Source organism: Streptomyces speibonae (genome assembly GCF_984686075.1).
In genome coordinates, this window is the sequence record NZ_OZ480260.1 from 2,961,184 (window position 1) to 2,972,936 (window position 11,753).

Below are 11,753 nucleotides of genomic sequence, written 5' to 3' on the forward strand. Positions count from 1 at the left end.
CCCTCTGGCGCGGTGGCGGCCCTGTTCGTGGGGCCGGTTTCGACACGAGCAACGTACGGTCGGGTGCCCCGTCCGGCGGAGGGTCCCAGGGCCCAATTGCGGGCCCAAAGGGAGGCCCACCGCGTCTTCCCCCACGGCCTCACCACGGTCACCCCACCCCCCGGTCCGGACCCGGTGCCGTGCCGAGCCACTTGGCCGCGGCCTCGGAGCGGCTCGTGCTGTGCAGCTTCGCGAAGATGCGGTTGATGTGGTTCTTGACCGTCTTCTCGCTGATGAAGCACGTGGCGGCGATCTGCTGGTTGTTCATGCCGGACGCGATGAGGTCCATGATCTCCGCCTCCCTTGCGCTCAGTTGGAACCTCGACCTGTCGGGAGCGGCCGGGCGGCCGCTTGTCCACCCAGACGACGACTGTGCCACATCCGGTTGCAGTTGCGAAAGGTTTTCCGCAGAAATAGGTGGCTCACCACCTAGTCCGTCGGGGAGTTGGCGCTCGGGAGCACGCTCGCGACGCAGTTGCGACAGCAACGCTCCCGCCGCCGTCGGTGTGAAGTGCGGTCGGCCGTCCTTGATGTCCCGTACCGCCGACACCAGTTGGTCCGCCGTGAACTCGCCGTGGACCAGGTAGCCGCCCGCCCCGCGGCGCAGGGCCTCCTGGACGATCTCCGATTCCCTGCTGTACGTCAGCATCATGACCGGCGCGATGCCCACCAGGTGCGGCAGCGCCGCGATGCCGTCCACGCCGGGCATGCGGACGTCCAGGAGGACCACGTCGGGCCGGTGGGTCCGGGCCGCCTCGTACGCTTCCCTGCCGTCCGCCGCCTCCGCCACCACCGTGATGTCCGCACGGCCGGTGAGCAGGGCGGTCAGGCCGGCGCGGACCACCGGGTTGTCGTCCGCCACCACCACCCGGAGGGGGGAGGGAGGAGGGACGCTCGCGAAGGGGTGGGGGGGCGTGTTCATCGGGTGGCCTCCGTGGGGGTCGCCGGTGTCACGGCCGCGAGCGGGAGTTCCAGGCGGACCTCCGTGCCCCGGGCCCGTGTGCCCCGGCCGATGCGGATGCGGGCGCCGACCGAGGCGGCTCTCTCGACCATCCCGACCAGGCCGAAGTGGCCCGCCTTGCGCAGATGGGCGAGGTTCGTCCCCGGCGGGAGTCCGGTGCCGTCGTCGTACACGCTGATGCGGAGCAGGTCGCCCTGGACGCCGGCCCGCACGTCGACGCGGGTCGGCTTCGCGTGGCGGTGGGCGTTCTCCATGGCCTCGGCGGCGATGGTGAGAAGTTGGCGTGCCACCGCCGGAGGGACCGGCGGCACCGTGTCCTCCCCGGTCGGGTGGTACGACGCCGGCAGGCCCGTGCGCTCGCTGAAGTCCTTCGTACGGGCCGCGAGTTCCACCAGTACGTCCGTGCCCTGGCCCGGGTCGGACTCCCTGCGCAGGTCGGTGAGGAGTTCGCGGGATTCGGCGGCGGCACGGCGGGCCGAACGGGCCACCAGTTCCGCCTGCTGTGTCACCCGGGCCGGGTCCATGTGGGGAGCACCGGCCGTGGCCGCCAGACCGTCGGCCGCCAGGGCCACCCCGTGCAAGGTCTTGGCCACCGAGTCGTGCATCTCGCGCGCCAGACGGGCGCGTTCGGCGCTGACGGCCTCCGTGACGGCCAGCTTGGCCCGGATTGTCGTCAGGGCCCGGGTCGCCGAGCCGAGGCGGAGCATCAGGTTGCGCAGGCTCGAACCGACCGCGCCCGCGATGACGCACAGGCCCGGCAGGAGCAGCGTCTGCGCCAGGTCCTGGTGCGGGTTCTCCAGGGCCGCGTAGACCAGCAGGAGGATCAGGCCCTGGAGGGAGGCGAAGACCGCGGCGCCACGCCAGCCGTAGATCAGGCCGGCGAGGAGGGGGGTGCAGACGCTGACGTAGGCGAGGGTGGTGTCCGGGCCTGCCGAGACGAGGAGCAGGGCGCCGAAGAGGGTGTCCACGGCCAGGAGGGTGGGGTGGCGCAGGAGGAGGGGGCCGAAGCGCTCCCAGTCGCGGAAGAGGACGTAGGACGCCATGAAGGTGACGACCACGGCCGTCGCGACGAGCCGGGTGCCCCAGCCGGGGCCGGCGTTGAGCAGGGCGGCGGGGGATGCGAGGGCGATCATCGCCAGCCTGAAGCCGAACGCCTGCCGGCACAGGGCTTGTAGGGCATTCACCTGGATCTGGACGTCCGGGGCGGTTGCCGGTGCCGGTGCGGGTTGTTCGGGGTGCATCCGGCCTTCGGCCGGATGGGGGTTCCCACCCGGACCACCCGTGCGGGATGCGTTGTCGGGTGCGGGTGGCCCCTGTGGGGGTTCTGCGCCGTCGGCGGCATTCGGTTCGTGGGCCGACATCACCGGCTCCCACCCCGGCGGCAGTGCCGGTGTCGCCGACGTCACCGGGATGTCGGGCGCGCCCGTCCTCGTGTGGGGCGGGAGGACCGTGCCCGCCGGCGGTGTGGTGATCTCCGACGGCTTCGCCGGACGGCGCAGCCGCCTCGTGCGTTCCCTGGTCGTCGTCATCGCACCCGCCCCCGTCCTACTCGCCCGTGATGGAGCCGAAGTCGGTGCCGGAGCCGAGGATCAGGCCGGCGCCGAGGAGGATCATGGTGGCCGGAACCATGAAGGTGGTGATCATCATGGTGGCCTTGGGGACCGCGCGCGCCGCCTTCCGGCGTGCGTTCTGCGCGTCCGTACGGCGCATGTCCTTGGCCAGCGACACCAGCGTGTCGACGATCGGCGCGCCCAGTTCCTCCCCCTGCTGGAGCGCCGTGACGAACATCGCCACCTGCTCGGAGTCGTTGCGGCGGCGCAGTTCCGCGAACGCCTGCCTGCGGCTCATGCCCAGGTCCATCTGGCGCAGCGTGATGCGCAGTTCGTCCGCCCACGGGCCCTCGTACTTCGAGGACACCCGGTCCAGGGCCTGCCGGAAGCCCAGGCCCGCGCTCACCACCACGGCCAGCACGTCCAGGAAGTCGGGCAGGGTCCGCTCGATGACGTCCTTGCGGACGCGGATCGCCGACCAGATGCCGACCTCCGTCCAGAACGCGCCGAACGCCAGGAGGAGCAGCGCCACGAAGAGCTGGCCGCGCAGCAGGAAGACCAGGAAGCCGGTCGCGCCGAGCGCGCCGTAGACCGCGCGGCGGGCGGCGTAGCGGTCGATGGTGAGGCCGCCGGGGTTGCCCGCCAGGTCGATCTTGCGGCGGTACCTGGCGACCTGCTTGGGGCCCATGAGACGCAGCACGGCGGGGGCGTAGCGCATGCCCATGCGGTCGATGAGGGAGTCGACCGCGCCGGTGCGGGTGGAGCCGACCTCCAGGGCGAGCATCAGGTCGCTCGGGAGCTTGGCCTCCGCGCGGTACATGCGGATGCCGGCGAAGACGCCCCAGACGCCGAGGCCCATCAGCAGGGCGAGCAGGAGTCCCATGTCAGTCAGCCTCCTCGCCGGTCAGACGTCGATGCGGGACAGCCGGCGGATGAGGACGAAGCCGACGGCGTACAGCCCGAAGGCGAGGATCACCGCGGCCTGTCCGGCCGGGGAGCCGGTCATGCGTTCGAGGGCGCCGTCCTTCACGCCGTTCATCAGGAACAACGAGCCCACCCCCAGGACGGGAACGGCGTACGAGGTCATGCTGACCTGGGAGAGCTGGGTGCGGACCTCGCGCCGGGTCTCCTTGCGTTCCTCCAGCGTCTCGGTGAGGTTGCGCAGCGCGCTCACCACCTGGCCGCCCGCCCGGTTGGACAGCACCAGCGTGGTGACGAGGACGACGAGTTCGCGGGAGGGGAGGCGGTCGGCGAGTTCGCCGAGGGCGTCGTCCATGGAGGCGCCCATGGCGAGCTGGTTGGCGACCTTGGCCAGTTCCTCGCCCGCCGGGGCCTCCAGTTCCTCCGCCGCCATGCCGAGGGCCGTGCGCAGGGCCAGGCCGGCCTGGGTGGCGTTGGCGAGGATGCGGGCCAGTTCCGGGAGCTGGTTGATGAACTTCTCGATGCGTTTCTGGCGCTGCCAGGTGAGGAACTGCAGCGCCGCCCAGATGCCGAGCAGCCCGGCGATCGGGCCGAAGAACGGGGCGAGGGCGGCCTGGCCGACGAGCCAGAGTCCGGCGACGACGGCGAGCATGGCGGCGGCGAACTCGCCGGGGGTGATGTCCAGGCCGGTGGCCAGCAGGCGGAGTTCCAGCTTGCGGCCGGCCTTGGTGCGGCGCAGACGGCGGTCCAGGGTGGGGAAGTGGCGTCGGCGGCCGGCGACGGGGATCTGACCGGTGGCTGTCAGGCGGTCCACCAGTGCCTGGCGCTGCGCCCTGCCGGAGGCGTAGGAATGCACCCCGGTGACCGCGAGGACGCAGGTCAGCAGGGCGATGCCGATGGTCAGCGTGGTCAGGTTCTGCAGCTCCATGGGGACGGTTCCTACCTGGCTTCTCGGGTGGCGAGCTGGTCGGCGGACTGGGCGATGCCGAACGCCTGCGGGATGGGCTGGCTCGCCATGTAGAGGCGGTCGGCGGTGCGGCGGGGCAGGGGATAGTGGGCGTAGGCGCCGTGGACGCGTCCGTCGGCGGTCATCGGCCGGGCGTCGAAACGGGCGACCGTGGCCAGCCGGTACGGTTCGCCGCCGTGGCTCTCCAGCAGGGCGATCTCGGTGATGCGGCGGGCGCCGTCGGCGAAGCGGGTGAGCTGGACGATCACGTCGACGGCGCTGTTGATCTGGTCGTGCAGGGCGACGAAGGGGATCTCGACGTCGGACATGGAGGCGAGGGTCTGCAACCGCGTCAGCGCGTCCTCCGCGCTGTTGGCGTGGACGGTGGCGAGGGAGCCGTCGTGGCCGGTGGACATGGCCTGGAGCATGTCCAGGGACTCGCCGCCGCGGACCTCACCGACGACGATGCGGTCGGGGCGCATCCGCAGGGAGTTGCGGACCAGGTCGCGGATGGTGACCCGGCCCTTGCCCTCGACGTTGGGCGGGCGGGACTCCAGGCGGACGACGTGCGGCTGCTGGAGCTGGAGTTCGGCGGAGTCCTCGATGGTGATGATGCGTTCGCCCTCGGGGATCAGTCCGGACAGGGCGTTGAGGAGCGTCGTCTTCCCGGTGCCGGTCGCGCCCGACACGATGACGTTGAAGCGTGCCTGCACCAGCCCCGCGAGCAGGTAGAGCATGTGTTCGTCGAGCGAGCCGAGGCCGATGAGTTCCTGGAGGGTGAAGGAGCGCGGGAAGCGGCGGATGGTGAGGGTGGCGCCGGTCAGGGAGAGCGGCGGGATGATGACGTTGACGCGCTCGCCGGAGGGGAGGCGGGCATCGACCATCGGGTTGGATTCGTCGACGCGGCGGTTGACGGTGGAGACGATGCGTTCGATCGTCTGCATCAGCTGGTCGTGGGAGGCGAACCGCAGGGGGAGCTGCTCCACCCGGCCGCCGCGCTCGACGAAGATCGCGTCGGGGCCGTTCACCATGATCTCGGTGATCGACGCGTCCTCCAGCAGCGGTTCCAGGATGCCCAGGCCCAGTGCCTCGTCGACGACGCGGCGGATCAGCTGGGAGCGTTCGACGGTCGACAGGACCGGTCCCTCGCGGCTGATGATGTGGCCGAGGACGCGCTCCAGCCGGACCCGGCGTTCGGCCGCGGCCAGCGAACTCATCTCCGCGAGGTCGATCTCCTCCAGGAGCTTGGCCCGGTAGGAGGCGACCAGGCGGGTGTCCTCGCCCCGGCCGGTCGTCTCCTCGGGGGAGTTGATGCGTGCCCGCAGGCTCATGGGTGGCGCGCTCCTCGTCCTCGGTGTCGTCCTCTTCCGGCTGTCTCAGTGGTCCATCGGCATCGTGGCGCTCTTGGTGGCGGGCCCGAAGTCCCAGCCCGGGACGATCGACGGGATGTCGACCGTGGCGGTGACGGTGACCTCGTCGCCGCCCCGGGCCTCCCCGCAGGCGGTGCCGTCGGCCAGCCAGCTGCTGATGGCGGCCGTGCAGGCGCCCTGGGCGCCCTCGTCCAGCGACGCGCTGCGCGCTCCCGCCCGCGCGGCGGTGCCCGCCTGCTGGGCGGTGTAGGCGATGAGGCCGAGCTGTACGGCGGCCATGGCGACGAGGAGCAGGATGGGCAGGAAGCCCAGGTATTCGAGGGCCGCCTGGCCGCGGTCGCCGTGCCGCCGGTGGCGGGTGCGCCCGTACGGCATGTCAGTCCACCTCCTCCTCGACGGCCCCCGCGTGGCCCGTCACGGTGAAGGGGAAGGAGACGGTGCCGGGGAAGAGGATGGGGACGTCCAGCTGCACATCGGCCGTGACGAAGCCGCCCGCGGTCGCACAGTCCACGCTCGCTCCCCCCGCCCACGCTCCCGACAGCTTGTCCAGACCGGCCTCCTGGCAGGCGCCGTCGCGTCCGCCCGGTGCCGTCGCGGTCGCCGCCCGTACCGCCTCGTCCGCAGCATTCCCCGCGAGCGTGTACGTGTACCCCACGAGCACGAGCTGCCACAGCACCACCAGCGTGACCAGGATCGTCGGGGTCATGCCGAGGAACTCGACGGTGACCTGGCCCCGGTCGCCGCCGCGGTGCCCGGGTACGTGCTTGCACACATCCCTTGCTCCCCTCATCTCCCTCGCTCCCCTCATCTCATCCGCCGTCGTCCCGCTTGCGCCGGAAGCTGACCGACCCGCGGTCGCCGCGCAGCCGGCCGCCCTTGTGGGCGACTTCGGCGGCCTTGACCAGGCCGAGTTCGCCGGCCAGGCCCCACAGGGCCTGTTTCACCGTGCTCTTGGCCTCCAGTTCGTGGACGCGGCCGGCGTCCACGACGCCCTGGAGTTCCTTGAAGTGGGCGGGGACCGTGGTGGCCGCCACCGTGGTGCCGGTGATCCGCTGGATGAGCGCGGGCTGGATCTCCGTGCCCCGGGTGTGGCGGTTGACCACCACCGTGGTCTCCTCGGCCTTGCGGATCTGCAGCCGGTCCCACATCCGCACGGCCCGCTTCGCGCCGCGTACGGCGATGACGTCGGGGGTGGTGACCAGCAGGGCCCGGTCGGCCATCTCCACGGCCGCCGCGCCGGCGCCGCCGAGCTGGGCGCCGCAGTCGATGACGACGACCTCGTAGCGGGAGCGCAGGGCGCTGACGATCTGCCGGGTGGCGCGGTCGGTGACCTCCTCGCCGCGTTCGCCCTCGGCGGGGGCGAGCAGCAGGGCGAGGCCGGTGTCGTGGCGGAAGACGGCGTCGGCCAGGACGCGCGGGGAGATGTCGCCCACCGCGGCGAGGTCGACGACGGAGCGCCGGAACTGGACGTCCAGGTAGGAGGCTATGTCGCCGGTCTGCAGGTCCATGTCGACCAGGGCGGCGGTACGGCCGGACGCCTGGGCGGCGAGGGCGAGCTGGATGGCGGTCAGGGTGGCGCCCACGCCGCCCTTGGCGCCGCTGACGGTGACGACGGTGCCGCCGACGCCGGTGAACACGTCGATGCCCGCGCCCAGATGACGGCGTACCCCGACGGACCACTGGGCGACGGCCTGGACGCGGCTGGCGAGTTCCTCGTAGCCGAGCGGGAGGGCCACCAGTCCGCGGGCGCCGTAGTCCATGGCGGCCTGGAAGAGGCCGGGGCTCGCGTCGGAGGTGACGAGGATGACGCCGACGGAGGGGAAGCGCAGGGCGACTTCGCGGATCAGCTCCAGGGCGGGGACCGGACCGATCCGCTCGTGCACGACCACGACCTCGGGCAGTTCGTCGACGGACTCGGCGGCCAGGCGCGCGAGGGTGTCGATGAGCTGGGTGGAGTCGGTCACCGGGGCCACCGGCTCGGCGTCGGGGAGCTGGCTGAGCAGGGTGGTGATGGACCGGACGGCGTCCGCGTCGCCGACTGCCGGGAGGATCCTGGTGGGCATGCGGGCCTCTCACTTGTCCTTCGCGAGTTCGTACGTCCGGTCCTTCTCGGGGACGTCCCCGTCGCCCCCGGGTGCGACCAGCGCGAGCCGGACCCGCTGGGCGAACGACTCGGCGTAGGTGAGGCGCTGGGCGTCGAGGGCGGACAGCGCGAAGGTGATCGGTACGGCGTCGGTGGGCCGGCGGCCGCGGTCGTTCTCGTCGGGCTGGAGGGCGGTGAGCCGGCCCACGTCCAGCACCTGGGCGTTGGTCACGATGATCCGGGACTGGTCGGGCTCGCCCTCCCGCTCGCCCTCGAAGGTGGCGTAGACGTTGACCGACGCGCCGGGGGTGATCTTGCCGGCGACGCCGGTGGCCGCGTCGATCATGATGGCGACCTCCTGCTGCCCCGGTTGCAGGGCGGGCTGGTTCACGACCATGTCGCTCTGCAGCAGGGAGCCCTCCCGCAGGGTGGTGACGGCGATCTTGCCGCGGATGTCGTCGAGGTCGGTGACGGCGTTCTCGGAGAGCCACCGCTCGGGCATCTCGATCTTCTCGAACTGGTCCGCGCCGAGGGCGGTGTAGGGCGCGATATCGGTTCTGACCCGGTAGGCGGTCACCTCGGGGCCGACCTTGGACTCCACGTCGTTGATGACGGAGAGCACGCCGGCGAACGCGCCGAGGGCGCACAGGACCGACAGAAGCAGGAGTATCACGCCGCGGCGCTGACGGGAGTTCATGAACCGTACAACCTCATCGGGGATATCGGTCGAGCGGACTCGGGCGGTCGGGCGGGTGCGGTGGAGCAGGTGCGGTGGGGCGGACGGTCAGGTGCGCCGGGTGAGGGCGGGTGTGCCCTCGGGGGCGGGTGGTACGGCCGAGCAGAAGACGCAGCGGTCGCCGATGACGTCGATGCCGCACCAGTGGCAGGTGCCCCGCCGTACGGAGGTGACCAGCTGGTACAGGACGGACAGGTCGGGCAGGAAGGTACAGAACTCGACGAGTTTTCCGGTCCCCCACCAGCCCGGGGACGCGGCGGGCAGCGGTGTCTCCCGCAGGCCCTGGACGCTCCAGGCGGGGGCGAGGGTGGCGGTGACCCAGTCGGACTGGAGCTGTCCCTTGGCGACGAGCATCCAGGTCCCGAACTCGGGGCCGTCGAGGACGGTTTCGGGGCCGATGCGGACGAGCTGGGGCTGCGGGTGGGCCAGGACGGCGAACTGGCTGCCCGGCACCCAGGACTTGGCGTGCTGCTTCAGGTCGACCGGGACGCGGTCGAGCCGGGCGACGGAGCCGAGCAGGGCCCCGGAGTGGATGTAGTGGATCAGCAGGCGGCCGGCCGAGGCGAGCACGCCGGGGCTGAGGTCGCAGGAGGCGAGCTGGCGTAACTGGCGGGCCAGGACGGCCACTCCGAGCGGAGGCAGATCGGGGCGGAAGAAAGCTATCCGGTCGCTCTCCAGGAGGGCGCGCAGGGTGTGCAGCCGCCGCTGGACCGCGGTGGGGGCGGCCCGGGAGCAGACGACGATGACATGGCCGTGCTGCTCGATGACCATCTGGAGCTCGGTCAGCGTCTGTTCCAGCGGGCGGGTGTCGAGGTCCCGCAGCACGACGGCGGGCAGGGTCCGTTCGTCCTGGGCCGGCAACGCCATGTCGGCGCCGGTCACGGCAATGGCAGTTGGCACGCGCGGCTCCCCGTTCTCCCCATCCCGGCAGCCCACCGGGCGTCACTCCGATGCACCCTGGCGACTTCACTGCGTGACTACGTGAGCACTGTAACCGCGGGCCTGTGGCCGGAGAACAGCGTTTGTGCAGCCATACAGCAACTACTGGGGCACAAGGTGCGCCAAACCGGGGCAGGTTGAGCATCTCGCCGGTCTCTATCCGGACCCAGGGGTGTGGATCCTGTGCACGCGACTTGACGCCGGACCCGCTCCGGGCCCTCGGACCCACGTTTCCCTCCCGGCGCCGGGCCTACTCCCGCCCCGGATGCCCGCCTTTCCGGTCTGGACCTATTGACAAGGAGATTGGTCTGGACCAACTTGTCTCCAACGGTGGCCACCGTCGTCCCAGCCCCCCAACTCCCCCACCGGAGGCCCCACAGTGGACCGCGCACCACGCACACCCGGCCGCGGCAGACATGTCTGGGCCGGAGCCCTCGTCTCCGCTCTCGCCCTCGCCCTTCCCCTCGCCGGCGCGGGCCCGGCGTCCGCGGCGGACGTCAACAACGCCAAGAACGCAGGCTTCGAGGCGGGTCTGAGCAACTGGACCTGCTCCGCGAACAGCGGCACCACCGTCTCCTCCCCCGTGCACGGCGGCACGGCCGCGCTCGAGGCCACCCCGGCCGGACAGGACAACGCCCGCTGCAGCCAGACGGTCGCGGTGCGGCCCAACTCGACGTACCGGCTGAGCGCGTGGGTGCAGGGCGGGTACGCCTACCTGGGCGCGACCGGCACCGGCACGACGGACGTGTCCACCTGGACCCCGGACTCCGGCAGCTGGAAGGAGCTGTCGACGTCCTTCACCACCGGCGCGAACACCACCTCGGTGACGGTCTACACCCACGGCTGGTACGGCCAGCAGCCCTACCACGTCGACGACCTGTCGGTGTTCGGCCCCGACGGGGGAGGCGGCGGTGACCCCGAGCCCACGGTCCCGGGCACCCCGGGCGGTCTCGGTGTCTCCGGTACGACGGCGTCGTCGGTGTCCCTGGCGTGGAACGCGGTGTCGGGCGCCACGGGTTACACCATCTACCGCGACGGCACCCGGGTGACGGCGGTGTCGGGCACCTCCGCGACGGTGACCGGGCTCGCCGCCTCGACGTCGTACTCCTTCCAGGTCGCGGCGACCAACGCGGCCGGTGAGTCGCCGAAGTCGGCGGCGGTGACCGCGCGGACCAAGGACGACGACGGCAGCGGCGGCGGAGGCGACCTGCCCCGGCACGCGGTGACCGGCTACTGGCAGAACTTCAACAACGGCGCGGCGGTCCAGCGGATCTCCGACGTCCAGTCCCAGTACGACATCATCGCGGTCGCCTTCGCCGACGCCACCGCCACCCCGGGCGCCGTCACCTTCAACCTGGACACGGCGGGCCTGAACGGCTACACCGTCGCCCAGTTCAAGGCGGACATCCGGGCCAAGCAGGCGGCCGGGAAGAAGGTCATCATCTCGGTCGGCGGCGAGCGGGGCACCGTCTCGGTGAACGACTCCGCCTCCGCGACGAACTTCGCCAACTCGGTGTACGCGCTGATGCAGGAGTACGGCTTCGACGGCGTCGACATCGACCTGGAGAACGGCCTCAACGCGACCTACATGACGCAGGCGCTGCGCTCCCTGTCGGCGAAGGCGGGCCCGTCGATGATCCTGACGATGGCCCCGCAGACCATCGACATGCAGTCGACGTCCAACTCGTACTTCCGGACGGCGCTGAACGTGAAGGACATCCTCACGGTCGTCAACATGCAGTACTACAACAGCGGCTCGATGCTGGGCTGCGACGGCAAGGTCTACAGCCAGGGTTCGGTGGACTTCCTCACCGCGCTCGCCTGCATCCAGCTCGAGGGCGGCCTCGACCCGTCCCAGGTGGGCCTGGGGCTCCCGGCCTCCACCCGGGGCGCGGGCAGCGGCTACGTCTCCCCCTCCGTGGTGAACAACGCCCTGGACTGCCTGACGCGGGGCACCGGCTGCGGCAGCTTCAAGCCGTCCCGGACCTACCCGTCCCTGCGGGGCGCGATGACCTGGTCGACCAACTGGGACGCCACGGCGGGCAACGCCTGGTCCAACGCGGTCGGCCCGCACGTCCACGCGCTTCCGTAACCGGCGCGGCCCGAACGGAGACCGCCCCTGCCCCGCGACGACGTGGGGCAGGGGCGGTGCCGTCCGGGGCCCGGCGCCCCGCACACGGAGACCGCAGGTCACGAGCGGGATACAGA

The 11,753-nt window shown here is 71.7% G+C and carries 11 protein-coding genes; 1 reads left to right on the forward strand and 10 read right to left on the reverse strand.

Annotation, left to right across the window (positions count from 1 at the left end; translation table 11 throughout):
* Window positions 1–148 precede the first annotated feature (148 nt).
* The 10 genes from AC5L3C_RS13135 to AC5L3C_RS13180 form a co-directional block, all read right to left on the reverse strand.
* Window positions 149–961 carry a response regulator gene (locus AC5L3C_RS13135; RefSeq protein WP_493649153.1) on the reverse strand — a complete coding sequence of 271 codons (813 nt, stop codon included), beginning with the start codon at window positions 959–961 and terminating at the stop codon, window positions 149–151.
* Window positions 958–2,529: a sensor histidine kinase gene (locus AC5L3C_RS13140; RefSeq protein WP_493649154.1), complete on the reverse strand. Its 1,572-nt coding sequence runs from the start codon at window positions 2,527–2,529 to the stop codon at window positions 958–960. Before AC5L3C_RS13140 ends, AC5L3C_RS13135 begins: the two co-directional genes overlap by 4 nt.
* 16 nt (window positions 2,530–2,545) lie before the next feature.
* Window positions 2,546–3,433 carry a DUF5936 domain-containing protein gene (locus tag AC5L3C_RS13145; RefSeq protein WP_493649155.1) on the reverse strand — a complete coding sequence of 296 codons (888 nt, stop codon included), beginning with the start codon at window positions 3,431–3,433 and terminating at the stop codon, window positions 2,546–2,548.
* Window positions 3,434–3,454: 21 nt separating this feature from the next.
* Complete coding sequence (locus AC5L3C_RS13150) at window positions 3,455–4,399, reverse strand: type II secretion system F family protein (protein ID WP_493649156.1); 945 nt, start codon at window positions 4,397–4,399, stop codon at window positions 3,455–3,457.
* Between the two features lie 11 nt (window positions 4,400–4,410).
* Window positions 4,411–5,748 carry a TadA family conjugal transfer-associated ATPase gene (locus tag AC5L3C_RS13155; RefSeq protein ID WP_493649157.1) on the reverse strand — a complete coding sequence of 446 codons (1,338 nt, stop codon included), beginning with the start codon at window positions 5,746–5,748 and terminating at the stop codon, window positions 4,411–4,413.
* 45 nt (window positions 5,749–5,793) lie between these two features.
* Complete coding sequence (locus tag AC5L3C_RS13160) at window positions 5,794–6,162, reverse strand: TadE/TadG family type IV pilus assembly protein (protein ID WP_493649158.1); 369 nt, start codon at window positions 6,160–6,162, stop codon at window positions 5,794–5,796.
* A gap of 1 nt (window position 6,163) precedes the next feature.
* Window positions 6,164–6,493: a pilus assembly protein gene (locus tag AC5L3C_RS13165; RefSeq protein ID WP_493653855.1), complete on the reverse strand. Its 330-nt coding sequence runs from the start codon at window positions 6,491–6,493 to the stop codon at window positions 6,164–6,166.
* Window positions 6,494–6,596: 103 nt separating this feature from the next.
* Complete coding sequence (locus tag AC5L3C_RS13170) at window positions 6,597–7,850, reverse strand: CpaE/TadZ family protein (protein ID WP_493649159.1); 1,254 nt, start codon at window positions 7,848–7,850, stop codon at window positions 6,597–6,599.
* Between the two features lie 9 nt (window positions 7,851–7,859).
* Complete coding sequence (gene cpaB / locus AC5L3C_RS13175) at window positions 7,860–8,567, reverse strand: Flp pilus assembly protein CpaB (RefSeq protein ID WP_493649160.1); 708 nt, start codon at window positions 8,565–8,567, stop codon at window positions 7,860–7,862.
* A gap of 87 nt (window positions 8,568–8,654) precedes the next feature.
* On the reverse strand, window positions 8,655–9,488 hold the full coding sequence (locus AC5L3C_RS13180; protein WP_493653857.1) for a hypothetical protein: 834 nt from the start codon (window positions 9,486–9,488) through the stop codon (window positions 8,655–8,657).
* 436 nt (window positions 9,489–9,924) lie between these two features.
* Here AC5L3C_RS13180 and AC5L3C_RS13185 point away from each other — a divergent pair, with 436 nt between their 5' ends.
* The gene (locus AC5L3C_RS13185; RefSeq protein WP_493649161.1) at window positions 9,925–11,637 is read left to right on the forward strand and encodes a chitinase; all 1,713 of its coding nucleotides are present in this window, start codon (window positions 9,925–9,927) and stop codon (window positions 11,635–11,637) included.
* Window positions 11,638–11,753 lie beyond the last annotated feature (116 nt).

Bases quoted from the DNA above. Each gene is read 5' to 3' on its own strand.
- AC5L3C_RS13135 (WP_493649153.1), bottom strand. From the start codon at position 961: ATGAACACGCCCCCCCACCCCTTCGCGAGCGTCCCTCCTCCCTCCCCC.
- AC5L3C_RS13140 (WP_493649154.1), bottom strand. From the start codon at position 2,529: ATGACGACGACCAGGGAACGCACGAGGCGGCTGCGCCGTCCGGCGAAG.
- AC5L3C_RS13145 (WP_493649155.1), bottom strand. From the start codon at position 3,433: ATGGGACTCCTGCTCGCCCTGCTGATGGGCCTCGGCGTCTGGGGCGTC.
- AC5L3C_RS13150 (WP_493649156.1), bottom strand. From the start codon at position 4,399: ATGGAGCTGCAGAACCTGACCACGCTGACCATCGGCATCGCCCTGCTG.
- AC5L3C_RS13155 (WP_493649157.1), bottom strand. From the start codon at position 5,748: ATGAGCCTGCGGGCACGCATCAACTCCCCCGAGGAGACGACCGGCCGG.
- AC5L3C_RS13160 (WP_493649158.1), bottom strand. From the start codon at position 6,162: ATGCCGTACGGGCGCACCCGCCACCGGCGGCACGGCGACCGCGGCCAG.
- AC5L3C_RS13165 (WP_493653855.1), bottom strand. From the start codon at position 6,493: ATGACCCCGACGATCCTGGTCACGCTGGTGGTGCTGTGGCAGCTCGTG.
- AC5L3C_RS13170 (WP_493649159.1), bottom strand. From the start codon at position 7,850: ATGCCCACCAGGATCCTCCCGGCAGTCGGCGACGCGGACGCCGTCCGG.
- cpaB (WP_493649160.1), bottom strand. From the start codon at position 8,567: ATGAACTCCCGTCAGCGCCGCGGCGTGATACTCCTGCTTCTGTCGGTC.